The organism is Thermoactinomyces vulgaris, from assembly GCF_003688725.1.
Taxonomy (GTDB): domain Bacteria; phylum Bacillota; class Bacilli; order Thermoactinomycetales; family Thermoactinomycetaceae; genus Thermoactinomyces; species Thermoactinomyces vulgaris.
This window is the reverse complement of the sequence record NZ_REFP01000009.1, coordinates 42,895-69,788: the sequence shown is the minus strand read 5'-3', so window position 1 is coordinate 69,788 and position 26,894 is coordinate 42,895. Positions and strand designations below refer to the sequence as shown.

Here is a 26,894-nt window from a genome sequence, read left to right as displayed (position 1 = left end):
AACAATGGAAGAAATGAACCGTATCCAAGAAGTCAATATCAGTAAGGAAATGAAAACCTCTTTCCTGGACTATGCGATGAGCGTGATCGTGAGCCGGGCGTTGCCGGATGTCCGCGACGGGTTAAAACCGGTTCACCGGCGGATTTTGTACACCTTTTACGAGTTGGGGATGACCCCGGATAAGCCGTACAAAAAGTCTTCCCGTCTCGTCGGAAACGTGACGGCGAATTATCACCCGCACGGGGATGCGGCCGTGTACGATTCCATGGTGCGGATGGCACAGGACTTTACTTACCGTTATCCGCTTGTCGACGGACACGGGAACTTCGGATCCGTGGACGGGGACCCGCCGGCGGCCATGCGTTATACCGAAGCAAGGATGGCTGCCATCAATCTGGAAATGCTTCGCGACATCCAAAAAGACACCATCGATTTCACACCCAACTACGACGGGCAACAAGAGGAGCCGGTGGTGCTCCCTTCCCGTTTTCCGAACCTCCTTGTCAACGGGGCTTCGGGGATTGCGGTCGGGATGGCCACCAACATCCCTCCGCATAATTTGAGGGAAGTGATCGACGGCATCCTGTTGTTGCTGGAAAATCAGGATGTGTCCGTTGAGGAATTGATCAAAGTGATCAAAGGGCCGGATTTCCCCACCGGCGGCATTATTTTGGGTTATGACGGAATCCGCAAAGCGTACCGCACCGGTCGCGGAAGCATTCAAATCCGGGCTAAAACGCGGATTGAAGAAGCCCGAAACGGAAAAATGCGGATTGTGGTGGACGAACTTCCGTTCCAAGTCAATAAAGCGAAATTGATCGAAAAAATCGCCGAATTGGTACGGGATAAAAAGATCGACGGAATCACCGATTTAAGAGATGAATCCGACCGCAACGGAATGCGTGTGGTGATTGAGCTCCGCAAAGATGTGAATCCGCAGGTGGTTTTGAACAACCTGTACAAATTCACCAACTTACAAACCAGTTTCGGCATCAACATGCTGGCATTGGTCGACGGACAACCGCGCGTGTTAAATCTGAAGCAGACGATCCAACATTATGTGGACCATCAAATCGAAGTGATTCGCCGCCGGACTCAATATGATTTGAACAAAGCGGAAGACCGGGCGCACATCTTGGAAGGGCTCCGAATCGCTTTGGACCAGATTGACGAAGTGATTGATTTGATCCGCTCCTCGAAAACCACGCAGGAAGCGAGAACCGGCCTGATGGAACGGTTCGGCCTGTCCGAAAAACAAGCCCAAGCCATCCTCGATATGCGGCTGCACCGTTTAACCGGTTTGGAACGGGAAAAAATCGAGAGCGAATATAAAGAGCTGCAACAGCTGATCTCCAAATTGCGTGCCATTCTTGCCGATGAGAACAAAATCCGGGGTGTGTTGCGCAAGGAAATCATTGAAATCAAAGAAAAATACGGTGACGAACGCCGGACAATGATCAAAATTGAAGAAGGCAACATCGACATTGAGGATCTGATCCCGGAAGATGAAGTCTCCATCATGATGACGCAAAGAGGGTATATCAAGCGGGTGCCGCTTTCCACCTACCGCGCGCAAAAACGGGGCGGCAAAGGCATCACGGGGATGGGAACCCGTGATGATGATCTCGTTCAGCACATGTTTGTCACCCATTCACACAGCACGCTGCTTTTCTTTTCAAACAAAGGAAAGGTTTATCGCCTGAAAGCTTATGAAGTTCCGGAACTGGGACGGACGGCGAAAGGGACACCGGTGATCAATTTGATTCAAATTGATCAAGAGGAACGGATCGAAGCCGTCATTCCGGTCAAAGAGTTCACCCCGAACCAATTCCTCTTCTTTGTCACGGCGGAAGGGGTGGTGAAGAAAACCGCATTAAGCGAGTTTGAAAACATCCGCCGCAACGGATTGTTCGCCATCAATCTACGTGACGGGGACGATCTGGTGGGCGTGCGTCTGACCGACGGGGACCAGGAAGTGATCATGGGCACACGGCACGGCATGTCCATTCGTTTCCATGAATCCGATGTCCGTGAAATGGGACGTTCCGCCACCGGGGTAAAAGGAATCACCCTGGGCGAAGGAGACCGCATCATTGACATGGATATTGTGGTTCCGGACAGCTACGTCATGATCGTGACTGAAAACGGCTACGGAAAACGGACGCCGATCGATGAGTACCGGATTCAATCGCGTGGAGGCAAAGGGATTAAAACGTTAAGCCTGACAGAGAAAAAAGGCGAAGTGGTTGCGCACAAAGTGGTGTCGGAAAACGAAGATCTCATGATTGCCACGCAATCGGGTGTTGTGATCCGGATCAAAGTCGCGGATATTTCCATCATGGGCCGGTATGCCCAAGGTGTCCGTCTGATTCGGGTGGATGAAGACGAAGTTTCCGCGGTGGCCCGGGTGCATGCCGAGGAAGAAAACGATGAAAAAGAAGAGAAAGAATCGGATGCTTAATCCGGCCAATCCCAAAACGGGGCCATAAAGCCGGGGAACCCGTAAAGAATCAGATCAGTCAGATGGATTAACATCAGCTGTTCCTGATGAACGGACGCCAGCATGATTTCTTCCCACAAGGGGGGATCATACCGGCACAGCATACTCATGGAAAAACACAGCATCATCAGGGAAATGACCCGCGGAAGCGGACCAGGGCGATGATTACCGATATACAGGTAATGGTCGCCCTTTTTGTTTCTTTCAATCCAAGGATGAAGCCGGTGCGGCGGGCCGGAGGCGGAACAGTTCAGGTAAAGCGCTCCTTCCTCTTGATGGTGCAATGAAAACTGAATTTCCCTGCTTTGTGCGTTTAATTTTTCCACAAAGGATGAGGTAGCAAGGTGGCATTGATCCAGAATTTTTTCAGGGATGACCATAAGGGAGGAAGAAGGCATCCAATCCACGGGAAACCAAGTGCACTCACCGAAGATCGTCCAGTACGTCGGCTGCAGTTCAGGCAAAAAGCCGAGCAATTCCTTCATCCGATAGGAATCGCCGGCAGATACCGGAAGGTTCATCATTTCAGCCAGATACGGAAACAGTCCCTCTTTTTGGATCCGGATTTCGTCCTGCGAAAAGCGAAAGGGTTCCCTTTTCCGTTTGCGGGTCGACAGCCCGTGTCGCAACACGGCCGTGTTCTTTGGATAATCGGGGTCTTTGGTTAAAATCCAGGCTTTGAAAAAATCCATCATCCCATAATAGAGCAAAAGGGGTTGCATCCATTTGTCACATGCCCGGGCTGTTTGAAACAGGGAGCAAGCTTGGCGAATGTAAGCGGCAAAAGATTGGACATTTTTGTAAGCCAAAACTCCCGGTTCCCCGAAAGAAGCATCCTGATATTTTTGCTGCAGAAATTTGCGTGCCCATTCTTCATTTTGCAGTTTTAAAAAAAGATCCGGTGCATGGAAGCCATCACGGGAAGAAGGGTCTGAGCAAAACGGCACACCCGTCACCTCGATTTTTCTTTCTTTTTTTTTTATTGTTTGACAAAATAAAAAGGGCTATAACAAGAAAGAGCAATGGGAGAGAGGCAGCATCCATGAAAAGAAAGGTTATATGCCTTTGTCTGTTGTCGGTTTTTGTGTTTGGACTGTTGCCGCCTCCGGGTTCCGGAAAGACAACGGTTCCGAAAAAATATGATCTGGTGTTGATTCACGGATTTAACAACCGCCATCAATGGGGGTATGAATTTTTAAACTGTTTGGCCCGGAATTGGGGCTCCGGGAATGTTTATGTGGTGTATTCCAATTCGTCCATGAAAGTCTGGTCGATGCCGGTGCAAGGAAAACGGGTGATCATGATGGGGGCGAAAAACCATCAGGCCGGGAATGATTCCATTGAGAAGCAGGCCCGGGTGATTTCCGAGAAAATTTCGATTCTCCAAGAAAGGCACGGACTCGGGAAAAACTACTACATTTTGGCTCACAGCATGGGTGGACTCGTTGCCCGGCGTTTGGTTTACATGCGGCCCGGGGAAGTGGCGGACCTGGTGACGCTCGGGACTCCGCATCAAGGGACACCGCTTGCGAAAGAATATGAATGGCTGGGGATGTTTGTCAACGGACAGGAAGGGATCAAAGATGTCACGCCGGAAGCAGTGGCCCGGTTTAACCGGCGCTTTCCGGTGGAAAAAAGCCCGTTTTATCAAAACGGAAAACTGTACACGATTGCCGGGGATGCGGACGGTTGGGGCGACCGGGGATGGAAAGGGGAATTGGCCGTCGGTTGGACCTTGCTGGCCCTGAAATATCATACAGACAGCGACGGGGTTGTGGAAGAAGGAAAAGCCACGCTTCCCGGCGCTTACCATGTGAAAACTTTTTGGCATTTAAACCATTTGCAGTTGATCCAGAGCCCCCTGGTTGCCGAATTTGTATCCAAGTTGTTGCCTTAAACACATTTATCCACAAGCCTTTGTGAGTTATCCACAGGCTTTTGTGGATAATCTATGGATAAATACAATACAGCCATGGCTGGATCTTGAAAAATCTTGACAGTTATGCAGGAGACTGTTAAACTGCTTTAAAATTATTAGGCCAAAAGGGGAAAACGTCTATGTGGGAACAGAAATTCGCCAAAGAAGGATTGACTTTTGATGATGTACTGCTATTGCCGGCAAAATCAGAGGTACTGCCTCGCGAAGTCAATGTGGGAACCAAGCTGGCAGAAGGAATTGAATTGAATATTCCGTTGATCAGTGCGGGAATGGACACCGTCACCGAATCCAAACTGGCGATTGCCATTGCCCGGCAAGGCGGAATCGGAATCATTCATAAAAACATGAAAGTGGAAGAACAAGCCGAGGAAGTCGACCGCGTCAAACGTTCCGAAAGCGGAGTGATCACCAATCCGTTTTATCTGACGCCCGAACACAAAGTCCATGACGCGGAAGAACTGATGGCCAAATACCGGATTTCCGGTGTGCCGATTGTGGATGAAAACCGGAAACTGGTTGGCATTATCACCAACCGTGACCTTCGCTTTGTACGGGATTATGCCATGCCGATTCAAGAAGTGATGACGACCGAACCGCTTGTTACGGCTCCGGTCGGGACCACGCTCGAACAAGCGGAAGAAATCCTGCAAAAGCATAAAATCGAGAAATTGCCGCTGGTGGATGAAAACGGGGTTTTAAAAGGGCTCATCACCATCAAAGACATTGAAAAGGCGACACAGTTTCCCGACGCGGCCAAAGATAAACAAGGACGTCTTTTGGTCGGGGCGGCTGTCGGGGTGTCCAAAAATATGGAACGCCGGGTTCAAGCCTTGATCGATGCCGAAGTGGACTTGATTGTTGTGGATACGGCCCACGGCCACTCCAAAGGGGTTTTGGATGCCATTCACACGCTTCGCCGGAAGTATCCGGATTTGGTCATTGTGGCCGGAAATGTCGCAACCGGTGAAGCCACCCGTGATCTCATCGAGGCAGGTGCCAATATCGTGAAAGTTGGAATCGGCCCGGGATCCATTTGCACAACCCGTGTGGTTGCCGGCATCGGCGTTCCGCAAATCACGGCGATCTATGATTGCGCGACTGTGGCCCGCCAGTACGGTGTGCCGATCATTGCTGACGGAGGAATCCGTTATTCCGGGGATATCGTCAAAGCTTTGGCGGCGGGTGCGGATGCAGTCATGTTGGGAAGCCTGTTTGCCGGAACGGAGGAATCTCCCGGGGAATCAGAAATTTACCAAGGACGCCGGTTCAAGGTGTACCGGGGAATGGGATCCATCGGCGCCATGCAACAGGGGAGCAAAGACCGTTACTTCCAGGAAGATGCGCAAAAACTCGTTCCGGAAGGCATCGAAGGACGGGTTCCGTACAAAGGGCCTTTGGCCGATACCGTGTATCAATTGATCGGAGGCATCCGTGCCGGAATGGGTTACTGCGGTGCGGCCACATTGAAAGAACTGAAGGAAAACAGCCGGTTTATCCGGATCACCAATGCCTCTTTGCGCGAAAGCCATCCGCATGATGTCCAAATCACCAAAGAAGCGCCCAACTATCATTTATAATCCATCCGTTAAAATGCAAGCTGTTGATCGTTGATTCGGTCAACAGCTTTTCTTCGTGATGCGAAATTTTTCTTTTCTTGTCCATTTCTTTTTTTATTGCAATTTTGTAAAATGATTCTCATCCTTTTCATCCTTTTCGAATGTTGTTGTAGAGGACGATTTCAAAACAGAGACAGGGAAGTAGGGAATGAGCGACGATGAATCATTTTCATGACAAAAAAGTTTGGTTGTTTTTAAGCGCGTTTGCTTTTTTCATATGGATGTTTCCGGTTCCGGTGCAGGCTGAGCAGGCAGAGCTTCCTCCAGTGGAAGCGCGTTCTTATTTTTTGATGGATTTTTATTCCGGGGTGGTTTTGGCCGCGAAAGATGAAGAAACCCCTTATCCCCCGGCCAGCATGACCAAAATGATGACGGCCCTGGTGGTTTTGGATGACATTCAGGACGGAAAATTGCATTGGGATGATGTGGTGACGGTCAGCAAACGGGCGGCCGATGTGGAAGAAGCACAAATTTATTTAACCGAAGGCGAAAAGATCACGGTCAAGGAACTTTTTGAAGCGATGTTGATTTATTCCGCCAATGATGCGACCGTGGCCTTGGCGGAACATGTGGGCGGAAGCGAAGAAGGATTTGTCGACCGGATGAATGAAAAAGCGAAAGAAATTGGGATGAACAACACCCATTTTCAAGGAGCCTCCGGTTTGGATCTGCATCTGTATCCCGATCCGCCCAAGGTGCCCGGGAAACACGTGATGTCGGCCCGGGACACGGCGATTCTTGCTTCGACGTTGATTCAAAGACACCCCGAAGTTCTGAAGGTAACGGCGACGGCGAAATATAAGGTCCGGCCCGGAACCAACCGGGAACAAACGGTGACGAACTGGAACCTTATGCTTCCGGATTTTGTGTATGCCTATCCGGGTGTGGACGGAATGAAGACCGGACATACCAATGCCGCCGGTTATTGTTTCACGGGAACCGCGCAACGGAACGGATACCGCTTGGTTTCGGTCGTGATGGGAACCGCGAATGATCAAAGGCGTTTTTCTGAAACGAAAAAACTTTTGGATTACGGATTTGACCAATTTTCATTCACCACTTTGGTCCCGGAACACGGAAAAGTAAAAGGGCAAGAATCATTGACATTGCCTAACGGCGTGGAACGGACCGTCCCGGTGGAAGTGGAAAAAGCCGTGTCGCTGCCGGTTCAAAAAGGAGAACAAGGCAAATATTCCATCAAAGTGGAGTTTGATTCCAACGTGAAAGCCCCTCTGGAGAAAGGCACCATTGTCGGAAAAGCATATGTCGTTTATGATGGAAAGAAAATGGAAGGCTTCAAACCAATCAATGTGGTCACTTCTCAATCCGTGGAAGAAGGGAGCTGGATTCGCCTCTTTTTCCGCTCGGTGGGGGATGAAATTTCAAGTTGGTTTGATTGATTATTTTTCAAATGCTTCCATTCAATTATAATAAAAGAGGGAGGAAAAGGGGGATTTTCTCTCTTGCAAAATGAAACCCCCCTTCCATGACGATCACAGTTGAAGACATCCATAAGATCACAGAGGAGGCAGCAAGATGAGTCAAACACGGAAAACAGGAACGGACCGGGTAAAACGCGGGATGGCTGAAATGCAAAAAGGCGGCGTCATCATGGACGTGGTGAACGCCGAGCAGGCCAAAATTGCCGAACAAGCCGGCGCGGTGGCAGTGATGGCGCTGGAGCGCGTTCCGTCGGATATCCGTGCGGCAGGAGGCGTTGCCCGCATGGCTGATCCGCGTGTGGTGGAAGAAGTGATGAACGCTGTTTCCATTCCGGTAATGGCCAAAGCACGGATCGGCCATTTTGTCGAAGCGCGTGTATTGGAATCCATGGGGGTTGATTATATTGATGAGAGTGAAGTGTTAACCCCGGCGGATGATTTGTTCCATATCGACAAATCCCAATTCACCGTTCCATTTGTATGCGGTGCCCGTGATTTGGGGGAAGCGTTGCGTCGCATCGGGGAAGGGGCATCCATGATCCGGACCAAGGGGGAACCCGGTACCGGAAACATTGTGGAAGCGGTTCGCCATATGCGTAAGATGCAGGCACAAATTCGCCAAGTGCAAAATATGTCCCGTGATGAATTGATGGCCGAAGCGAAAAAACTGGGGGCTCCGTATGAACTGCTCCTGGAAGTGCATGAGACCGGAAGATTGCCGGTGGTCAACTTTGCGGCAGGAGGCGTCGCCACCCCGGCGGATGCCGCACTCATGATGCACTTGGGATCCGATGGCGTGTTTGTGGGCTCCGGTATTTTTAAATCGGAAAACCCGGAAAAATATGCGCGCGCGATTGTGGAAGCGACCACCCATTATGAAGATTTTGCTTTGATTGCAGAAGTCTCCAAAGATCTGGGTTCGGCGATGACCGGGATTGAAATTTCCAAACTGAGTGCGGAAGAACGGATGCAAGAGCGCGGTTGGTGACATAAGGAGGACAGATCCGATGAAAATTGGAGTATTGGCATTACAAGGCGCAGTCCGTGAACATATCCGCCTGCTTCAACAAACCGGGGCAATGGCCGTGGCGGTGAAGAGGGCGGAAGAGTTGTCGGATCTGGACGGTCTGGTGATTCCGGGCGGGGAATCCACAACGATTGGCAAATTGGTGAAAAAATATGAACTGACCGAACCGATTCTCGCGCTTCATCGTGCTGGGAAACCCATTTTCGGAACCTGTGCCGGAATGATCCTGATTGCCAAAAATATCGGGCCGGAAGAAGAACCCCATTTGGGCATCATGAACATCACGGTGAAGCGGAATGGGTTTGGACGCCAGCGGGAAAGTTTTGAAGCGGAGCTGGCGTTAAAAAACATTGCTGATGATTACCCGGCGGTCTTTATTCGTGCTCCTTACATCGAAAAGGTGGAACCGGGAGTCGAGGTCTTCGCCGAAGTGGACGGAAAAATTGTCGCTGCCAAGCAAGGGAATTTGCTCGCGATGTCTTTCCATCCGGAATTGACCGAAGATCCGCGGGTTCACGCTTATTTTGCTGAAATGGTTCGTGAATCGATGGCAGAAAAAGCAGTATAACGGAAAATTTTCATTCTTGACGGAATCCTCCCTGTTTTGGGGAGGATTTTTTGGTTGGGATGGTTACAAAGGGTGTACAATCGGATATAATAAAAGGTAAAATTTGAAATGGCAGGCCGCGAGGAAAAGGCGAGTAGCTGATTGTTTTGCCATCCAGAGAGGCGGTGGAAGGTGCGAACCGTCCAAAATGATCAGTGAATCCACCTTGGAGCGAGGCACGAAGCGAACCGGGTTCGCATAAGTGTTTTCGGTGAACGAACCGTTATCTCGTCAGAGCGGGCCGGTGGATGCGTCCACGGCCAAGAAGGGTGGCAACGCGGAACCTTCCGTCCCTTGTATGAGGGGGGAAGGTTTATTATTTTATAGGAGGTGTGTGTGAGTGCTGGATATGAAAATCCTTCGCAATCAAATGGAGGATGTGAAGAAAAAATTATCGACAAGAAATGACGAATTGGAAGGACTCCGCGCCTTCACGGAATTGGATCAGCGGCGACGCGCATTGATTCAGCAAAGTGAGCAATTGAAAAACAAACGGAACGTGGTATCCAAAGAAATCTCCCAAAAGAAAAAGAACAATGAGGATGCAGAAGACAAAATCAAGGAAATGCGCCAAGTGGGAGAGGAAATCAAACGGTTGGATGAAGAATTGCGCCGGTATGAAGAAGAAATGAATCAAATCCTGCTCCAACTTCCTAACATTCCTCATGAAAGCGTTCCCGTCGGAAAGTCGGAAGAAGAGAACGAAGTGGTTCGCACATGGGGGGAAGTTCCCGCTCCTTCCTTCGAGCAGAAGCCGCACTGGGAACTGGCGGAAGAATTGGATTTGCTTGATTTTGAACGCGCCGCCAAAGTAACGGGTTCCCGGTTTGTCTTTTATAAGGGTCTGGGAGCGCGTCTGGAGCGGGCGTTGATCGATTTCATGCTGGATTTGCATACCAGGGAGCATGGATATACGGAAATTATTCCGCCTTATATTGTGAACCGCCGCACCATGACCGGTACAGGGCAATTGCCCAAATTTGAGAACGATGCCTTTAAGCTGGCGGAAAATACGGATTATTTCTTGATTCCCACTTCCGAAGTACCGGTCATAAACTATCATGCCGGCGAGATTTTGTCTTTGGAAGACCTGCCCAAATATTACACGGCTTACAGCAGTTGTTTCCGCTCGGAAGCGGGATCGGCCGGACGGGATACCCGCGGTTTGATTCGTCTTCATCAATTTAACAAAGTGGAATTGCTGAAATTGGTCCATCCGGAATCATCCTATGAAGAGCTGGAAAAAATGGTGGAGAATGCCGAAAAGGTCTTGCAATTGTTGGAACTCCCCTATCGGGTGGTGGCTTTGTGTACGGGAGATCTCGGGTTTTCTGCCGCCAAAACCTATGATCTGGAGGTATGGATGCCCAGCAATCAAAGCTATCGGGAAATCTCTTCCTGCAGCAATTGTGAAGATTTCCAAGCGCGCCGCGCACAAATCCGCTTCCGTCCCGGTCCCAAAAGTAAACCGGAGTATGTCCATACGCTCAATGGTTCGGGACTGGCCGTGGGACGGACCGTTGCCGCCATCTTGGAAAATCACCAGCAAGCGGATGGAACGATCCGGATTCCCGAAGCATTGCGTCCTTACATGGGCGGAATCGAGAAGATTGGATAAAATAAATCCCTGCAGATATTGCAGGGATTTATCTTTTGAGGTTGGTTGACATCGCACAAAAAATCAGTATAATATAACTTTGTAATTGAATATTTACATTGTGGAGAGGTGGTCGAGTGGTTTAAGGCAGCGGTCTTGAAAACCGCCGAGGGTTCACGCCCTCCGTGGGTTCGAATCCCACCCTCTCCGCCAAATGGACAGAAAGGTTTCGCGGAAAGCGAAACCTTTTTCTTTACTGCCAGGTTAAATTTTTACGGGATGCGTTTGATGTGTGATCCATGTTGTTGCTGGTTGTTCATGCACAAAAGATATCATTCATGGAAAAAAACATTAAAAAAACATAAAAAATTAATCAAATAGAAAGAGAATCGACATTCATCAGCAGGGGTTCTTAAATAAAAGGATTGAACCAACGGCCTGATTCATGTAAATTCAGAATTAAAGATATAGTTTTCACAATGATTTGATCAAATGTTAAAATCTCATTCAACATTTAAAACAAGGAGGGTAAAGAATGTTCTACTTAAAAATTGAAACTGAAAAAAACGGGGAAATCAAAACGCATGAATACCCCGCCGGATTTGAGACCGAAGAATCCGCCAACGAATACATAAAATCTCTGATTCGCTTGTTTCCCAAAAAACATGAAGCCAGCCGCTTCTATATCAGTACGGACAAAAGCAATTGGAAAGAAGTTCAGGTTGAAGTTTGAGACAATCCGACAAAAAGCTGAATATGATCAAAGTGGGAGGGGGAAACCTCCTCTTTTTTTTATCAATCTTAACATTTATATTAGCACAAGATGTTGTGGATAGTGTGGATAAAATTGTGGATATGTTGATAAATTTTATTTTTATACAACATACTGAATGAAAAAAAAGAGCCGGCTTTTTAGCGCGACTCACCGGAGGGTATCGGTTTTTTCCCGTGATTCAATCCCGTTGAAATCTTACATTTTCATTATAACGAATCATCGGTTGATTCGAAATATTATTATGGAAAGGGTCATAAAAAAGACACATGCATAATTATGAATGATGGTTTTTGGAAGAAGAAGTTTTGAAGGTTAATTCCTCAAACATATTCTCCATTTTCAAGATCACGCTTTGATTATGGGATAGTTGTTCTTGGACCAAGGGAAGGGTTTCTTCAATGATACGGGCAGCCCAGATCAGCCATGGATTATGCATTCCATCGGCTCCTTTGGAAGTGGTTTTGTTTTATTATTATATCATATATTCGGCGAAATAGGAACGTATGTTCTTGTTTTGGGGTTGAAAAGCATGCTGTTCCGAAATTGCACTATATGTTGTGGATAATGTGGATAAAGTTGTGGATATGTTGATGGGCCGGCATCGGGATCAGCTGTTTTAAATGCATTAAAAAATCTGTACCAAGGGAAAAGATGGTTTATTCAAAGGTTGAAAGCTTTTTTTGAAACTGTTTTTGGTTTGACAGGATGTTGTAATCATCCGGCTTTTTTCCGTGGAACCGGTCTCACTTTGCCGGCAGAAAACAACCGGGTTTGGCATTGCCCCGGTCCGGCAGAAAGAATGGAATTATTCATTTTGTTCAGGAAAAGGAAAATGAATCGTAAACAAAACGCCGTTTTCTTCATTGGTCAGCTGGTAAGGGAACGAATGGATATCCAAAATCTGTTTCACGATATAAAGCCCCAAACCGCTTCCCCCGGTGTTTCGGTTTCGGGATTTTTCCAAACGGTAAAAGGGTTCGAAGACTTTTTGCAGTTCGGCTTCCGGGATGGAGGCTCCCGTATTCAGTACGTGAAATTCGATATGGGAGTTTTTTTGTGCAAGGGAAATCCGGACGGTTTCGCCGGAAGGAGCATAGTTGATGGCATTGTGGATGATGTTTGCCACCGCTTTTTGCAGATAGCCGGGATCGGCTGTGACAAACAGGTCCGGCTCGATGTTCACGTCAAATCGGATTTGTTTGTCCTCGCGGAAAAATTCCAGCCTTTTGATGACGGATTGAATCATGCCTGATAAAGAAACGGTTTTTTTCAGCGGATGAAATGCATCCGATTCCAGTTTGGAGACTTCCAGGATTTCTTTTACCAGTTGTTCCATGTTTTTGATAATCGAATAGGATCGGCGCAAATATTTATCCCGGTCTTTGTACACACCGATTTGGTGGATCATGCCTTCCAGTTGCCCCATCACGGCCGTGATCGGTGATTTCAATTCATGCGAAATGGTCGCCATCCATTCCCTCCGCTTCGCTTCTTGTTCCCTTTCGCGTTGAATGTCATTTTTTAACTTCGCATTGGCTTGTTGCAATTCGGACATCGTTTGTTTGAGATTTTGCGACAATTCATTCAGGCTCTGGGACAATTCCCCGATTTCATCATCGGACCGGTTTTCCAACCTCTGGCTGAAATCCAGTTTGGCCATTCGCTTGGCCACTTGATTAATTTTAAGCAGGGGTTGGGTGATCAGTTTGGTGTAGAGAAATGCACCAACCATGGAGATCAACAGGACAAAAAAACCCATGTACGGCATCAGCATCAAAATGGCATTGGAAGCCTCATCGATAGGCTGCAAGGTGGCGACAAAAATGGCGATAAACCGGCCGTCCTGAAAGGAGATGGGTTTTTCGATGATCCGGATCGGCGGGATGCCATCTGTTTCCTTTTCGTAATTATTACGGTACGGGATTTTAACCAAAGGAGAAGAGGAAGACGGAATCGAAATCATGTTTCCCTGTTGATCCCGGATCAGCAAATGGATGTTGTAGTCATGGGTGAATTCGTATAAAAGGTTTTGTGCTTGGGAAACGGGAACCTCCGAAACATCGGCCAACAATTGGTCGATGCCGTGGTTTAATTTATTGATCTTGTATTCATAATAAAAAGAAGGCAACAAAAAATAAAAGGCAGCAAACAGGATGCTGGTGGTCAGAGCGATCAGCAGGCTGGTGATCCAAAAAATTTTCAGGGTAATGCTTTTTTTATGCTGTATCAAGCTTGTAGCCCACTCCTTTTACCGTCTGTATGTAGGGGACCCCCAATTTTTTGCGCAAGTTTTTGATATGGGTGTCGACAACCCGGGGATCTCCGTAATAATCAAATCCCCAAACTTTGTTGAGCAAAAGCTCTCTTGAACACACTTTCCCTTTGTGTTTCATCAGGGTTTGCAAAATTTCAAATTCCTTGGTCGTCAAGTGTTTTTGATGCTTGCCGACATAAACGTTATAGCCGTCCAAATCCAATGTGATTTCCTGGTACTTTAATTTTCGCGTTGACTCTGCTGTCTGATAGGTTCTGCGCAGCACGGCTTCGACGCGTTTGATCAAAATATGAAAAGAAAACGGTTTGGTGATGTAATCATCCACCCCCAGCTCAAATCCTTTCAGTTGGTCGGCTTCCTCATCCAAAGCCGTCAGCATGATCACGGGAACACCGGATTGTCGGCGGATGGCTTTCAATACCTGATATCCGTTCATCTCCGGGAGCATGACATCCAAAATCAACAGGTCCGGATTCGTTTCCATAAATTTTTGGATTCCTTCTTTTCCGTCACCGGCCACATCGACATAGTAATCCTGAACCGTTAAAAATTCACGAATCAGCTCCTGAATATCAGCGTCGTCCTCGATGACCAAAATATGGTATGGCATGATGACCCTCCGTATCGTTTCGTTTCTTTTGTTATGATAGCAAATTTATTTATGAAAAGACGGGACATACTAAGAAAAAGTGGTCCGCTTCAGGTGGAGGAGTTGTTATGCAGGAGCTTATCAGCCATCTTTTTTATCTTTTGTTGGTCCTCATCTTTGTCTTGTTAAACGGTTTTTTTGTGGCTTCCGAGTTTGCCATTGTGAAAGTCCGTTCCAGCCGGATCGCGCAGATTGACACCAAGCGGGGAAGAGTTGCACAACAGGTTTTGTCCAATCTGGATGAATATTTATCGGCCACTCAATTGGGAATCACCTTGGCGTCTTTGGGGCTTGGATGGATCGGGGAACCGGCGATCGCACGGTCTTTGGAGCCCTTTTTTCGTTGGGTCGGGATTCCGGAACTTCTGATTCATACAATTTCTTTTGCGATTGCCTTTTCCTTGATCACCTTTTTGCATATTGTGATCGGGGAAATGGCCCCCAAATCGCTTGCCATTCGCCAGTCGGAACGGATCACTTTATGGACGTCTGTTTTTCTGCACGGATTTTACAGGTTGTTTCGCCCGTTTATTTTTTTGTTGAACCAGTCCGCTAATTGGTTTCTCCAAAGATTTGGCGTCGGAACGAGCGAAACGCAACAAGCGCATACCGAAGAAGAAATCCGCATGTTGATTGCTCAAAGCCATCGCAGCGGTTTCATTGACCAGACCGAACTCAAGCTGTTTGACAATGTGTTTGATTTCACCGAACGCGTCGCCAGGGAAGTGATGGTTCCCCGTGTGCGAATGCATTGTATGTACGTGGAAAAACCGCTCGAAGAAAATCTGAACATCATCAAGCAGTTTCATCACACCCGTTTTCCTTTGTGCAAATATGACAAAGACAATATCCAGGGACTGATTCACATCCGGGATGTTTATGAGCAACTGGTGGAAGGAAGAAAGCCCGATTTAACGGCGTTGGTACGCCCGGTTGTCGTTGTGCCGGAAACGATGGAAATCAAGGATGTGCTTCGCCAATTGCAGAAAAAGAAAACAGGAATGGCGATTGTTATCGATGAATTTGGCGGGACATCCGGGCTGGTTACCACGGAAGATATCATCGAAGAGATTTTCGGCGAGATTCAAGATGAATTTGATGATGAAAGGCCATTTTTCCAAAAAGAAAAACAAGGCATCCTGATTGATTCCGGGTTGTTGATTGAAGAAATCAACAATTATTTTAACATCCATATTGAGGACGAAGATAATGACACCATCGGGGGCTGGTTGTTTTCCAAGCTGGAAAAAGTGCCGAGCGTCGGGGATCAAGTGGAGTTTGAGGGATTTGTGTTCACGGTCAAAGAAATGGACCAGTGGCGCATTTCCCGCATCTTGGTCGAACAACATAACACCGCCGAAAAAAAGGGCGATGTAGTCCGGTAAAAGGGCATCGCCCTGCGGGTTAAACCAATTTTCGGCTCAGGATTTCCTTTAATTTGTTGGTGGGGTTGGTCAGTGTTTGTTGTCCGTTGACATAAACCTGTCCCAGTTCGTGAGGATTCCAGGACAATGTGGTGTAAAAAGACTGATTGGCCCGGATCATTTCCAGGTTCATCAACACTTCGCTGTCAGAGAGATTGAAAACCACATTCAACTCGTCGATATAACCGTGGTAACGCCCGATGGGCCGGAATTGGAATACTTGTTGAAAACCGAAAGGCTTGGCTTCCGGATCATATTGGTTATAAATCTGATACAAAATAAATTCCGACTCCTCGATTTGTTTCAGGCAATTTTGCACGGTTGGATGGGGAAGCACCTCAATCAGGTCTTCGTCACTGGGATCGATGGCCATTTTGATGTCCAATCCGGTTTTTAAGTAAATGGGGTAACTGCCTGTGGACATCGGTGTGACAATCGGCAGATGAATCTGAAAAGGAATTTCCTTGGTCTCATTGGCTTGAATGACAAAGGATTTGGACAACTGGTATTCTTGCAGGATGTAAGAGACTTTTTTATTGTATCTTAAATAATGAATCACCAGATACAAATAAATATCGTCAATTTGTTGTTCGGCTTGTCCGCCTTGTATAAATACAACGCCTTGAACTGAATCGCCGGCGTAAAAAGTTTCTTGGTTCAGGCGGGTGTCCACTTGTGCGGCTCCGATTCCCAAGCTGGCTAATGATTTGAAAATCAACAGGTATCCCTCCTTTGGGCGAGAATTTGGTTAAAAAGACCAATTATATCATAACACAAAATAAGACATTTCCCGATATTGAATATTTTTCTGTTTTTTATGGGCACTTTTCCGGGGTTTCTACATAGTATGAGAAGAAGACACTTTATCAGAAAAATGGGGGATGTCCATGTGCGGAATTACCGGATGGATAGATTTTACGAGGGATTTGACCCGGGAACGGGAAATTTTACGCCGGATGAATAAAACGCTCCAATCCAGAGGACCGGATGGAGAAGGGTTTTGGTTTTCCGAACATGCCGCTTTGGGACACCGGCGGCTGATCGTGATTGACCCGGAAGGCGGAAACCAACCGATGGTGAAAAAAGTGGATGGGTATGAATTTGTCATTAATTATAACGGCGAAATCTACAACATGGAGGAACTCCGCCTCAAACTCCGGTCATTGGGGCATACCTTTGAGACCCGGTCCGATGTGGAATTGATCTTGACGGCGTACTTGGAATGGGGGGAAGATTGTCCCAAGCATTTAAATGGAATTTTCGCTTTTGTCATTTGGGACGGAAAAAAGCAGGCTTGTTTTGCGGCCAGGGACCGGTTGGGGGTAAAACCGTTCTTTTATACCAAAACAAAAGATGCTTTTCTGTTCGGATCCGAGTTGAAAGCCATTCTGGCCCATCCGGAAGTGGAACCGGTATTGGATGATCAAGGGTTGGCCGAAATTTTGGTGATAGGCCCGGCAAGAACCCCGGGATGCGGAGTGTTTAAAGACATTCATGAATTGCGTCCCGGACAGATGCTCCGTTATGACCGGAACGGCCTCAAAACGTGGACTTACTGGGAGCTGACCAGCCGCGAGCATGAAGATGATCTGGAAACCACGGCCGAAAAAGTGCGCGAACTTTTCCGGGATGCGGTGAAAAGGCAATTGGTTTCGGATATTCCTGTGGGCACGATGCTGTCGGGGGGATTGGATTCCAGTGCCATCGCGACATGCATGGCACAGGTTTATAAAGAAGAAAACCGGGGGCCGTTGCATACTTTTTCGGTGGATTATATTGATAATGAAAAATACTTTCATGTCAATGAATTTCAGCCCAATGCCGATCCCCCTTGGGTCAAAATGATGTCGGAAGAGATCGGGTCTGAGCACCATACCATTTTACTGGATAATCATGAACTGTTTCGCAGTATCATCCAAGCGATGGAGGCAAGGGATTTGCCGGGGATGGCCGATGTCGATGCTTCCATGCTCCTTTTTGCCAGAGAAATCAAGAAAGAAATGTCCGTGGTTCTTTCCGGGGAATCCGCGGATGAAGTGTTCGGCGGGTATCCGTGGTTTCACCGGGAAGAGATGGTGAATGCCGATACGTTCCCTTGGGCGCGCTTGGTTGAAAAACGGCTTCCTTTTATTTCCCCGGAAATAAAAGAACGGGTGAATCTGTTGGAATATGTGGAAGCAAGGTATCAAGAAGCCTTGTCGGAAGTTCCGCGCTTTTGTGAAGATCACACCCGGGAAGCACGGATGCGGGAAATGTTTTATTTGAATTTAACCCGATGGATGCCCACCTTGCTGGACCGGAATGACCGCATGAGCATGGCATTCGGTTTGGAAGTGCGCGTGCCGTTTTGTGATCATCATTTGGTGGAATATGTGTGGAACATCCCCTGGTCGATGAAAAAGCATGGAAACCGGGAAAAAGGATTACTGCGTTATGCCATGAAAGAGGTTCTCCCCCAACCCATTGTTGAGCGCAAAAAAAGCCCCTATCCCAAGACCCATCATCCCGATTATTTGCGCCTGATGAAAAAACAAATTCGCGAAATCCTGGATGACCCGTCGGCGCCGTTATTTCAATTATTGGATCCAAAGGAAGTCGAAAATTTCATGAATCAGGATTTGACCCAGTTGCATTTGCCTTGGTTTGGTCAATTGATGAACGTGCCGGCCTTGTTGGCTTACTGGTGGCAAATCAATGAATGGATGAAACGGTATAAAGTGGTGATCCAATAAACGCGGGAATGAATTCAATCCCGCGTTTTTTGGCATAAAATAACACCGTTCTTTTTTATATTAATAATTTACTTCATTAAAGCAATGGCGTTATAATGGATGGAGCATGATTGTACTTTATCGGACGGTGATAGAAACGATGCAAAATCAAGAAACAAAGTTGAAAAAGGATCTCGGTTTCTGGCCTGCGATTTCCTTGGTGGTGGGAGTTGTCATTGGTTCGGGAATCTTCGTCAAGCCCGGTACGGTGCTGGATTATGTGGGAGGGGACTCCTCTCTGGCCTTATTGGCTTGGTTATTGGGCGGTTTATTGATGCTGGCCGCGGGCCTGACCATTGCCGAGCTGAGTGCCCGGATTCCCAAAACCGGCGGGCTTTATATTTATTTGGAGAACGTATACGGAAGGTTTTCCGGTTTTTTAAGCGGCTGGGTGCAGACGGTGATTTATCAGCCGGCGCTGATCGGATCCATGGGGCTTTACTTCGGATTGTTGACAGGGAATTATTTATCTTTGGCTGAATCCTGGCATCTGTGGATTGGCATTGGAACCGTGCTTTTTCTGACCATCGTCAACAGTCTGGGCGTGAAATACGGCGGAATCATCCAAGTGATCACCACGATTGCCAAATTGGTGCCCATTGTCCTGATTTCCACATTTGGATTGTGGCAAGGTTCCGGCGACATCTTTTCTTCCGCAACCTTCGGGGGAAGCAAAGAAGGACTGGGGGCTGCCATGCTTGCCGCCATGTTTGCTTATGACGGTTGGATTGCGGCTTCATCAGTGGCGGGGGAAATGAAAAACCCGGCGAAAATCCTTCCCAAGGCGCTGAGTCTCGGTTTGGTAGTCATTATTGTCGCTTATCTTGCGGTCAATCTGGCTTTGCTTTCCGTCATGCCGGCCGGCCAGATTCAAGCGTTGGGTGAAAATGCAGCGGGGACGGCAGCCGGTCTCTTGTTTGGAGAGGTCGGACAACAAATCATCAGTATCGGTATTATCATTTCTATTTTTGGCGGTTTAAACGGGAAAATTTTAAGCTATCCCCGGCTTGCGTTTGCCATGGCCAATGACCGCCTGCTGCCGGGAGGAAACTTCTTGTCGCAGGTACATCCCAAATTTGGCACGCCGATCCGCGCGATTTTGTTGCAAATCCTGCTGGCTGTCCTGTTCATGGTGTTGAGTGACCCGGATCGTTTGTCGGAAATCGCCATTTTTGCTATTTTTATTTTCTACATCCAGGCTTTCATTGCCGTATTCTTGCTGAGAAAAAGAGACCCGGAATGGGTTCGCGAAAAAGGGAATTACCGGGTGCCGCTTTATCCGGTGACTCCGGTTCTGGCGATTATCGGTTCTTTGTTTGTGGTCTTCAGTATGCTGACCCACGACTTGGAAGGAGCCGTGATCACCATCCTCATTGCTTTGGCCGGTTTGCCGTTTTACGGATGGATGAAACGAAAAGAAAAACTTGCGGATCAATAAAAAAGTGTCGCCGGTATTTCAGCTCCGGCGACACTTTTTTTGTATCCCTGATAGCCCGAATTTCTCCAGCCGTGTATTACCGGAACCGGGGATCCAGCCCCATGGCAGAAAAAAGCCGGGGTTTCCCCCGGGTGGATCAGGCCGCTTGTTGGGAGCGTTGTTGCTGTTTTTTTCTTAAGGCGGCTTTTTTGCCGTGCAAGATGAAATACAGGAAAATCGACAGGAGAACAAGGAATGAAAGCATCAAATACATACTCCGGAAGTCCATGTACTGGATGACGATCCCGATCAAGTAAGGGCCGATGCCCACGCCGCCATCCACCAGAGAATAGAAGGTGGAAGTGGCCAAACCGACTTTGTGCTTGGGGGATTCTTTAATGGCAACCACCTGGCAACAGGACATGAGGGCGCCGAACCCAAGCGCAAGCAATGCACCTGCCAACAGCAGAACGGATCCGCTCCGGGCTTGGCTGAGGAACAGGAAACAAAGCGCATGCAAAATGATGGCCGGATATAGAACCATGTTTTCCCCTTTCAAGTCCAGCAGTTTCCCGGCAAAAGGGCGCGAGATCAGAAGCATGACGGCATAGACGATAAAAAAGAAGCCGGCAGACTCAGTCAAATTCACTTCGATGGCATAAGAATTGATAAACGAAACGATGCCGGAGTAAGTGATCCCGATGAGAACCATGTATAAAGAAATCGGAAGAGCCTTCTTTTCAAAAAAATCCCAGAAGCTGAATCCGCTTTTCATCGCCTGCAGCTGTTCCTCGGTGACGGAGACTTGAGGAATGTCCGCAAAAAAAGCGAAGAGCAAGGAAAGGAATGAAAAGAGTGCACAAAACTCAAAGATCACTTGGTAATCCGCGTGTTGGGAAATGAAAAGGCCGAGAAACGGACCGATGGCGGTTGCCACGGTGGTGCTCAAGGTGAAATAACCAATGCCTTCACCTTTCCGATGATGAGGAATCATGTCCATGACCGCCGTTTGCATGGCCGTCGAAGCACACCCGAAAGCAGCTCCGTGAAGAAAACGGATCAACAGCAACAAAATCAAATGATCAGCAAGAAAATAGCACAAGGTGGCAATCAGGTAAAAAAACAATCCTCCCAAAAGCAGGCGTCTTCGGCCGATCACTTCAATGTATTTTCCGGCAAACAACCGGGAAACCAATGCCCCGATGACAAAAATCCCCGCAGCCAGTCCGGCCGAGCTTTCGGAGGCATGATACTGTTTCACGGCATAAACGGCCATGGTGGTCATCAATAAGTAAAAAATTAGGGACACGAAAGAATTGGACAAAAATAAAAAAAGGAAATTTTTCGTCCACAGCTTGTCATTTTCCATATAAAACCATCACTCCTTTATCATGTAATGAAAAAGAAGCCGGCCCCGATCGGCGACTTCTTTTTAAAGCAAAATAAAATGCGCCCTCCACAACAGAGTCAGCGCGTTTCCTGGAGCACCGGAAGGATTGGAACCCCCGGCACGCGGGTGAAAATCCGCAATCACACGGTTAAAATATTTCGATACCCTAAATATACCATATCATCGAATTTTCTTCAATAATCATCGGTTCTTCTTCAGACGGTCGGCTTACCGGCTTCTCATAAAATAAAACGCCGCCTTTCTTTACCGGCAATTGCATGGTAAAGTGGCGGCTGTACGTACGGATCAGGAATTTTCACGGTTAACTGTGAAACCCTGCATCCTGTCCGGCTTGGTGCACCCGAGAGGACTCGAACCTCCGACACGCGGTTTAGGAAACCGCTGCTCTATCCTGCTGAGCTACGGGCGCTCAATGTTTAATGATCCAATCTTCATTATAACGTTTGGGAATAAAAATGTCCAGATATTGCGGATGGCCGAAAAAGGTGTATTTGGCCGGAAATTCCTTCATCCATGCATAATAAAACGCGTTTTGAAAAAAATAGGGACGTGGACTTCGCATGGAAAAGAGGGATGATGATGCAAGAATTGCATAAGACCTTGAATCAGCAACTGGCCAATTTTGGCGTTCTTTATTTTAAGCTTTATCATTATCATTGGTTTGTCAAAGGAGAAAAGTTTTTTGAACTCCATGCCAAATTCGAGGAATTTTACAAAGAAGCGGCATCTTACATTGACGAAATTGCAGAACGGATTTTGGCCATCAAAGGCATTCCGCTCAGCACCATGAAAGAGTATTTGGATCATGCCACCATCCAAGAAGCGGTGGGCAACGAAACCGCTGAACAAATGGTGGAGCAATTGATTCAAGATTTCCAAGTGGTGGTGGACGAGGCAAAAAAAGGCATCAAAGAAGCGGAACGCGCCGAAGATGATTCCAGTGCCGATTTGTTGACCGACATACGGACAAACCTTGAAAAACACATTTGGATGCTGACGTCATACTTGGCCAAGTGAAGAAAAGAGGGCACCTTCCGGGAGGTTGGGAAGATGCCTTCTTTCGTTTTTACTTTTTGGGGAGGGCATCATGATCCATATATCTTTCCCCGTTTAATTCACTGATTACATTGATGGCGACCCGGGCTCCGTCCCCGGCGGCAATGACGGTGTGGAAGCTCGCGCCGGCACAGATTCCGGCCGCCCAGATCCCATCAATATTGGTTTTTCCGTTTTCATCCACTTCAAAGATGGTTTTGATGAATGGTTCGGTTCCCGGCTTGGTTTGGATGCCGGTTTTGTCGGCAAGTTTGGCAACCATTCCGGTGGCCAGAATGACTTGCTTGGCTTGGATGGGTTCTCTGTTATCAGTTTCGATGACAAAATATTCCGATTCTCTGCGGATGTCGGACACGTTGTCTTTCACCCATTCCGCGCCAAACGAAACGGCTTGTTCCTGAATGGTTTTCAGCAAATCAGCCCCGTTGATTTCCTTGATACCGGGATAATTTTTTAACAAAGCTCTTCCAATGGGGGTTTTTTCATGATCGATCAGTATGGTTTTCTTTCCTGCTTTGGCTGCGAAAATCGCGGCGCTTGCACCGGTTGGACCGGCTCCGACGATGGCGATGTCAAACATGCAACCACCCTCCTGTGAAAAGGTTCTGTATAAATGATTTATATAGAATATTCTATCCTTATTCCTTGCGATTTGGAACAAGATGAAAAGGTCCCTGATTGCAGGAAAAAGAGTCTGTGGGGGACAGACTCTTTTTGCCTTATGTAGTCTTCTGAAAAGACATAGCTTATTTGGCTGGTAAATAAAAAATGAAAATCTATTTGTAGTATAACGCAAATGGAGACGGGATTCTATTTTTTTCTAAACTTCTGTTTGATTACTTCAATATATTATTGTTTTAGCGTATACTGATTTTAAATGGGTTTGTATCGGATTGACAGAAAACTGGGAGGACTTATTTATGCGTCATGAAAAAGTGGATTTGATTTTTAAAGCTGCCATTGAAGTGTTTGCGGAAAGCGGTTTTGATCAGGCGAAAATGGATGATATCGCCAAAGCGGCCGGCGTTGCGAAGGGAACCATTTATTATCACTTTAAAAGCAAAGAAGAACTGTTTGTCGGTTTGATGAATGAAGGCGTCCAAAAGCTGATTGACAGTGCACAGCGGAATGTGGATTTACACGAGTCGCCGACGGATCAATTGTTGGCATTGGTGGAGAATCAGGTTCATTTTTATGTGCAAAACGGAAAATTGGCCAAGCTGTTGTTGAGCGAAGCGTTCGGAACGAAAACAAGGCAACATCAGTTCCGGATTAAAATTGGCGAATATTTGAAGTTGATTGAGAAAGTGATGGAGGAAGGAAACCAGATCGGTGAATTCTGTGTCAAGCATGTTCCGGAAGCGGCCAGTGCATTTTTTGGGGCGGCCAGCGTGGTGGTTTTACAAAAATTGTATAGTTTGGAAGAATTGGATTCCGAACAAATCGAGAAAGATGTTCCGCAAATGATTGAAAGTCTCCAGCACATTGTTTTGTGCAGTATTAAAAATTCGCCATATTTTTAAGGAAATTATACTTGTTTATGCGAATAGGAGTAGTATAATATCATTTATACTGACCAGTCAGTTTTTGCGATCCCTGTGAGGAGGGGAATGATGAAAAGGAGGAAAGAGAACAAATTTTTGTTTTTGTCCGGTTTTAAGGATTTGGAGCGGTTATGGGCATCCAAGCCCATGCGCCTCGGTTTGGTCGGGATCCTTTTGATCCCCCTGATCTACTGCGTCATTTACCTGTCGGCGTTTTATGATCCCTATGAAAATTTAGAGTACCTGCCGGTGGCGTTGGTGAATGAAGACCAGGGAGCCGTTCGGGACGGAGAGAACTTGCATGTCGGAAATGAACTGGTGGAGGAACTGCAAAAGGATTCCAAGGTGAAATGGGAAGTGACCGACCGGAACAAGCTGGAGGAAGGTCTGGATAAAGGGACCTATTACATGGGAATCGTCATCCCCAAGAACTTCTCGCAAGCCGTGGTTTCCGTGGATTCTCCGGAACCGCTGAAAGGGCAGTTGGAGTATCACGTGGATAAGAGCAACAACTATTTGTCCGGGACGATCGGGGATTCCATCAAACGGGAATTGGAGATGAACCTGGATGAAAAGATAAGCAAAATTTACGTGGAACAAATTTTTGCGCAACTGTCGGATTCAGTGGAAGAATTGCAAAAAGCGGCAAACGGGGCCGGCTTGTTGGCGGAAAAAACCGGGGATGCCCAATCCGGTTCCGAAACCATTACCGGCAGCTTATCCAAGTTGGATCAAGGCGCCTCCAAAATCCTCGGGTATTTGCAACTGTTTAATCAAAAAGCAACCCAAGCGGAGAAGGAAATCAACAAGATTCCGATGGAGGATATGGAAAAGGCGCAACAAATCATTCATCAAGTGAATGATGAGATTCAAAAGCTTGCCAGGATTCCGCTGCCTGAGGATCCCCCGGATCTTAAAACACCGCTGTCGGAAGGGCAACGGTCGGTGAAAAAAGCCACGGAGGATCTGCAAAAAACCGAAGCGGATTTAAACCGGTTGATCGAAAAACATCCGGAACTGGCCCAAGACCCGTCGGTTCTTTCCATGAAGGAGTCTTTAAAAGAAGCGGAGGCGGGCAACGTATCGGGAATGAACCGGTTCCGCGAGATCGACCAAAAAATCCCCGACTGGGAAAAACATTGGAAAGAGTTTTTAAACGAAAGACAAAAAGTGGCGGACCATGCCAATCAGTTGACACAAAAAGTGGATCAGGCAGTGGCGAAAGCCAAGGAGTTAAAAGGAAAAGCGAGCCAGTTGGTTCAGGCGACTTCCCAGCTGTCTGACGGACAGCAACAGCTGGTCAGCGGCATCCGACAGCTGGAAACGGGAGCAGGAAAACTGTCGGAAGGATTGGGCAAAATCCAGTCCGGACAAAGTGAGTTGGCCCAAGGCTTGAGTGACGGGGTGGATAAAGCCAAAGACCAACTTCAAGGTTCGGAACAAAAAGAAGAAGTGATTTCCGATCCGGTACAGATAAAGGAAAATGTTCATCATGATGTACCGAACTATGCAACCGGATTTGCCCCGTATTTTATCTCTTTGTCGCTCTGGGTGGGCGCCATGTTGCTGTTTACCGTGGTCGATTTGTATCAAGTGTTTTCCCACCGCAAAGAGCCGCTTTCCGTGCCGGCCGCCGGATTGATCGGCATCGGGCAGGCAGTGTTGCTTATCACGGCCATCATCTGGGGCCTGAAGATCGAGCCGGAACTTCCGGGATGGCTCTATCTGTTCAGTATCGTGATGTCGATCACCTTTATCGCTTTGAACCATATGTTAAATGTCTTTTTGGGCAATGTGGGCCGCTTCCTGTCAATCGGGATTTTGATGCTGCAACTGGCATCCAGTGCCGGGACATATCCGGTGGAGTTGTTGCCTTCGTTTTTCCGCACGATCCACGATTATTTGCCCATGACTTACACCGTTCAGGGATTGCGTGCGATTTTGTCCAGCGGAAACATGGAGATCGTGGAACACTGCATGTATATTTTGCTCGCGTTTATGACCGCGGCGATTGTGATCACCCAGTTCCACCTTCAAATCGGAAAACCGTTGCTGAAAAAAGGCGTGCAGCAAATCAAATTAAAATGGAGCAAAGCATAAAAAAAGCGTCCGGATTAATCCGGACGCTTTTTTTGGGGAAGACTGTGAATGGCGGAACGGATCGCTTCCACAAACGGTTGAAAGCGGGGGGAAGGCTCACTTCCTCCGGGCCGGCTCAAATCCTTGAAAAGCTCCGAACGCATGCCCCGGGTCAGTTCGATTTGCAGTCCTTTGCCACGGGCGCCGCGATTGACGATGTTTTTCGGGTCTGTTCCTTTAAGACGGCCGGGGGTGACACCGACCGGAAAGGATGCATCCAACAGGTAAAGCCGGGTTTTTTTCAACAACGCCTCATCCCGGCCGCCAAGATAAACGAACGGTTTGTCGCCTTTGGTTCCGTGAACCGTGACCACACGGGAGGCATGGGCCACCAGGTTCAAGGCGCGCGGTTCGTCAAAACAGGTGGAAGTAATGTGGAGATCCCGGTTATTTTTCTTTTTTTTCCCGCGGAAATCATAAAAGCTCCACCTTTCGCCGGCGATGCCCCGGGCAATTTCGCTGGTGCCGGCTTCAATCCTCCCGCCGTGAATGGCTAAAATCACGATGTCGGGAAGGGCATACTGAATGTGAATCGTATAGTCTTTTCCGATTTGCTGATGTGCCGACAATTCTTTATAATTCGCATACTTATCCATTTTGAAAAGAATTCTCCTTTGGAACGAAAAAGATTTAAATCGTAATATTTACGATTTACATAGATGTCTAAGGGGGTTATAATGAAAAAGATCTGTGAACGAATTTTGT

At 47.5% G+C, this 26,894-nt stretch carries 22 protein-coding genes, 2 tRNA genes and 1 other annotated feature; of the genes, 15 read left to right on the top strand and 9 right to left on the bottom strand.

Annotated elements, in window-relative coordinates; all coding sequences use genetic code 11:
* Positions 1-4: 4 nt before the first annotated feature.
* Positions 5-2,461, top strand: coding sequence for a DNA gyrase subunit A (gyrA, locus tag ATH33_RS07580; protein ID WP_037998250.1), 2,457 nt, complete (start codon positions 5-7; stop codon positions 2,459-2,461).
* Here gyrA and ATH33_RS07575 read toward each other — a convergent pair.
* Positions 2,458-3,447: a YaaC family protein gene (locus ATH33_RS07575; protein ID WP_049720750.1), complete on the bottom strand. Its 990-nt coding sequence runs from the start codon at positions 3,445-3,447 to the stop codon at positions 2,458-2,460. The genes gyrA and ATH33_RS07575 overlap by 4 nt on opposite strands.
* A gap of 95 nt (positions 3,448-3,542) precedes the next feature.
* Here ATH33_RS07575 and ATH33_RS07570 point away from each other — a divergent pair, with 95 nt between their 5' ends.
* The 8 genes from ATH33_RS07570 (at position 3,543) to ATH33_RS07535 (ending at position 11,461) form a co-directional block, all read left to right on the top strand.
* On the top strand, positions 3,543-4,397 hold the full coding sequence (locus ATH33_RS07570) for an alpha/beta fold hydrolase (RefSeq protein ID WP_037998254.1): 855 nt from the start codon (positions 3,543-3,545) through the stop codon (positions 4,395-4,397).
* A 161-nt stretch (positions 4,398-4,558) separates the two neighbouring features.
* Positions 4,559-6,016, top strand: coding sequence for an IMP dehydrogenase (gene guaB, locus ATH33_RS07565; protein ID WP_062843210.1), 1,458 nt, complete (start codon positions 4,559-4,561; stop codon positions 6,014-6,016).
* Positions 6,017-6,213: 197 nt separating this feature from the next.
* Positions 6,214-7,455, top strand: a complete 1,242-nt coding sequence (locus ATH33_RS07560; protein ID WP_062843209.1) for a D-alanyl-D-alanine carboxypeptidase family protein — start codon at positions 6,214-6,216, stop codon at positions 7,453-7,455.
* 136 nt (positions 7,456-7,591) lie between these two features.
* A complete protein-coding gene (gene pdxS, locus ATH33_RS07555; RefSeq protein WP_037998258.1) occupies positions 7,592-8,485 on the top strand; it encodes a pyridoxal 5'-phosphate synthase lyase subunit PdxS in 894 nt (297 codons plus the stop codon).
* 19 nt (positions 8,486-8,504) lie between these two features.
* Positions 8,505-9,092: a pyridoxal 5'-phosphate synthase glutaminase subunit PdxT gene (pdxT, locus tag ATH33_RS07550; RefSeq protein WP_037998259.1), complete on the top strand. Its 588-nt coding sequence runs from the start codon at positions 8,505-8,507 to the stop codon at positions 9,090-9,092.
* 112 nt (positions 9,093-9,204) lie between these two features.
* Positions 9,205-9,429, top strand: a binding site (T-box leader).
* 42 nt (positions 9,430-9,471) lie between these two features.
* Complete coding sequence (gene serS, locus ATH33_RS07545; RefSeq protein ID WP_037998261.1) at positions 9,472-10,749, top strand: serine--tRNA ligase; 1,278 nt, start codon at positions 9,472-9,474, stop codon at positions 10,747-10,749.
* Positions 10,750-10,851: 102 nt separating this feature from the next.
* Positions 10,852-10,941: transfer RNA gene (locus ATH33_RS07540), tRNA-Ser, on the top strand.
* Between the two features lie 322 nt (positions 10,942-11,263).
* Positions 11,264-11,461, top strand: a complete 198-nt coding sequence (locus ATH33_RS07535; RefSeq protein ID WP_037996561.1) for a hypothetical protein — start codon at positions 11,264-11,266, stop codon at positions 11,459-11,461.
* A 316-nt stretch (positions 11,462-11,777) separates the two neighbouring features.
* Here ATH33_RS07535 and ATH33_RS13600 read toward each other — a convergent pair whose 3' ends face one another.
* From ATH33_RS13600 to ATH33_RS07525, 3 genes are all read right to left on the bottom strand, one after another.
* A complete protein-coding gene (locus ATH33_RS13600) occupies positions 11,778-11,939 on the bottom strand; it encodes a hypothetical protein (RefSeq protein ID WP_156473336.1) in 162 nt (53 codons plus the stop codon).
* 369 nt (positions 11,940-12,308) lie between these two features.
* Positions 12,309-13,733, bottom strand: coding sequence for a sensor histidine kinase (locus ATH33_RS07530; RefSeq protein WP_121874264.1), 1,425 nt, complete (start codon positions 13,731-13,733; stop codon positions 12,309-12,311).
* Positions 13,720-14,391, bottom strand: a complete 672-nt coding sequence (locus ATH33_RS07525; protein ID WP_175413221.1) for a response regulator transcription factor — start codon at positions 14,389-14,391, stop codon at positions 13,720-13,722. Before ATH33_RS07525 ends, ATH33_RS07530 begins: the two co-directional genes overlap by 14 nt.
* 104 nt (positions 14,392-14,495) lie before the next feature.
* Between ATH33_RS07525 and ATH33_RS07520 the strand changes: the two genes are divergently transcribed.
* Positions 14,496-15,812 carry a hemolysin family protein gene (locus tag ATH33_RS07520; protein ID WP_037996568.1) on the top strand — a complete coding sequence of 439 codons (1,317 nt, stop codon included), beginning with the start codon at positions 14,496-14,498 and terminating at the stop codon, positions 15,810-15,812.
* Positions 15,813-15,831: 19 nt separating this feature from the next.
* On the opposite strand, the gene ATH33_RS07515 is transcribed toward ATH33_RS07520, so the two are convergent.
* Entirely contained in the window at positions 15,832-16,569 is a 738-nt protein-coding gene (locus ATH33_RS07515) for a sporulation protein (protein ID WP_049720756.1), read from the bottom strand.
* A gap of 169 nt (positions 16,570-16,738) precedes the next feature.
* On the opposite strand from ATH33_RS07515, the gene asnB reads away from it, so the two are divergent.
* Entirely contained in the window at positions 16,739-18,583 is a 1,845-nt protein-coding gene (gene asnB, locus ATH33_RS07510; protein WP_037996573.1) for an asparagine synthase (glutamine-hydrolyzing), read from the top strand.
* Between the two features lie 139 nt (positions 18,584-18,722).
* Positions 18,723-20,060: an APC family permease gene (locus tag ATH33_RS07505; RefSeq protein WP_037996576.1), complete on the top strand. Its 1,338-nt coding sequence runs from the start codon at positions 18,723-18,725 to the stop codon at positions 20,058-20,060.
* 136 nt (positions 20,061-20,196) lie between these two features.
* On the opposite strand, the gene ATH33_RS07500 is transcribed toward ATH33_RS07505, so the two are convergent.
* Both ATH33_RS07500 and ATH33_RS07495 read right to left on the bottom strand, forming a co-directional pair.
* Entirely contained in the window at positions 20,197-21,408 is a 1,212-nt protein-coding gene (locus ATH33_RS07500; protein WP_037996578.1) for an MFS transporter, read from the bottom strand.
* Between the two features lie 374 nt (positions 21,409-21,782).
* A tRNA-Arg gene (locus ATH33_RS07495) sits at positions 21,783-21,859 on the bottom strand.
* Positions 21,860-22,026: 167 nt separating this feature from the next.
* Here ATH33_RS07495 and ATH33_RS07490 point away from each other — a divergent pair.
* Complete coding sequence (locus ATH33_RS07490) at positions 22,027-22,467, top strand: Dps family protein (RefSeq protein ID WP_037996581.1); 441 nt, start codon at positions 22,027-22,029, stop codon at positions 22,465-22,467.
* A gap of 49 nt (positions 22,468-22,516) precedes the next feature.
* On the opposite strand, the gene ATH33_RS07485 is transcribed toward ATH33_RS07490, so the two are convergent.
* Positions 22,517-23,086 (bottom strand): NAD(P)/FAD-dependent oxidoreductase, encoded by a 570-nt coding sequence (locus tag ATH33_RS07485; protein ID WP_037996583.1) that lies wholly within the window; start codon positions 23,084-23,086, stop codon positions 22,517-22,519.
* Positions 23,087-23,426: 340 nt separating this feature from the next.
* Between ATH33_RS07485 and ATH33_RS07480 the strand changes: the two genes are divergently transcribed.
* Positions 23,427-24,029, top strand: coding sequence for a TetR/AcrR family transcriptional regulator (locus ATH33_RS07480; RefSeq protein ID WP_037996586.1), 603 nt, complete (start codon positions 23,427-23,429; stop codon positions 24,027-24,029).
* A gap of 90 nt (positions 24,030-24,119) precedes the next feature.
* Positions 24,120-26,150: a YhgE/Pip domain-containing protein gene (locus ATH33_RS07475; RefSeq protein ID WP_170151244.1), complete on the top strand. Its 2,031-nt coding sequence runs from the start codon at positions 24,120-24,122 to the stop codon at positions 26,148-26,150.
* Between the two features lie 14 nt (positions 26,151-26,164).
* Here ATH33_RS07475 and ATH33_RS07470 read toward each other — a convergent pair whose 3' ends face one another.
* Positions 26,165-26,785 (bottom strand): poly-gamma-glutamate hydrolase family protein, encoded by a 621-nt coding sequence (locus ATH33_RS07470; protein ID WP_052186801.1) that lies wholly within the window; start codon positions 26,783-26,785, stop codon positions 26,165-26,167.
* Positions 26,786-26,894 lie beyond the last annotated feature (109 nt).

What these genes read in the sequence shown, in the direction of transcription:
- gyrA (WP_037998250.1), top strand. Translation starts at nt 5, where the DNA reads ATGGAAGAAATGAACCGTATCCAAGAAGTCAATATCAGTAAGGAAATG.
- ATH33_RS07570 (WP_037998254.1), top strand. Translation starts at nt 3,543, where the DNA reads ATGAAAAGAAAGGTTATATGCCTTTGTCTGTTGTCGGTTTTTGTGTTT.
- guaB (WP_062843210.1), top strand. Translation starts at nt 4,559, where the DNA reads ATGTGGGAACAGAAATTCGCCAAAGAAGGATTGACTTTTGATGATGTA.
- ATH33_RS07560 (WP_062843209.1), top strand. Translation starts at nt 6,214, where the DNA reads ATGAATCATTTTCATGACAAAAAAGTTTGGTTGTTTTTAAGCGCGTTT.
- pdxS (WP_037998258.1), top strand. Translation starts at nt 7,592, where the DNA reads ATGAGTCAAACACGGAAAACAGGAACGGACCGGGTAAAACGCGGGATG.
- pdxT (WP_037998259.1), top strand. Translation starts at nt 8,505, where the DNA reads ATGAAAATTGGAGTATTGGCATTACAAGGCGCAGTCCGTGAACATATC.
- ATH33_RS07535 (WP_037996561.1), top strand. Translation starts at nt 11,264, where the DNA reads ATGTTCTACTTAAAAATTGAAACTGAAAAAAACGGGGAAATCAAAACG.
- ATH33_RS13600 (WP_156473336.1), bottom strand. Translation starts at nt 11,939, where the DNA reads ATGCATAATCCATGGCTGATCTGGGCTGCCCGTATCATTGAAGAAACC.
- ATH33_RS07520 (WP_037996568.1), top strand. Translation starts at nt 14,496, where the DNA reads ATGCAGGAGCTTATCAGCCATCTTTTTTATCTTTTGTTGGTCCTCATC.
- asnB (WP_037996573.1), top strand. Translation starts at nt 16,739, where the DNA reads ATGTGCGGAATTACCGGATGGATAGATTTTACGAGGGATTTGACCCGG.
- ATH33_RS07505 (WP_037996576.1), top strand. Translation starts at nt 18,723, where the DNA reads ATGCAAAATCAAGAAACAAAGTTGAAAAAGGATCTCGGTTTCTGGCCT.
- ATH33_RS07500 (WP_037996578.1), bottom strand. Translation starts at nt 21,408, where the DNA reads ATGGAAAATGACAAGCTGTGGACGAAAAATTTCCTTTTTTTATTTTTG.
- ATH33_RS07490 (WP_037996581.1), top strand. Translation starts at nt 22,027, where the DNA reads ATGATGCAAGAATTGCATAAGACCTTGAATCAGCAACTGGCCAATTTT.
- ATH33_RS07485 (WP_037996583.1), bottom strand. Translation starts at nt 23,086, where the DNA reads ATGTTTGACATCGCCATCGTCGGAGCCGGTCCAACCGGTGCAAGCGCC.
- ATH33_RS07480 (WP_037996586.1), top strand. Translation starts at nt 23,427, where the DNA reads ATGCGTCATGAAAAAGTGGATTTGATTTTTAAAGCTGCCATTGAAGTG.
- ATH33_RS07475 (WP_170151244.1), top strand. Translation starts at nt 24,120, where the DNA reads ATGAAAAGGAGGAAAGAGAACAAATTTTTGTTTTTGTCCGGTTTTAAG.
- ATH33_RS07470 (WP_052186801.1), bottom strand. Translation starts at nt 26,785, where the DNA reads ATGGATAAGTATGCGAATTATAAAGAATTGTCGGCACATCAGCAAATC.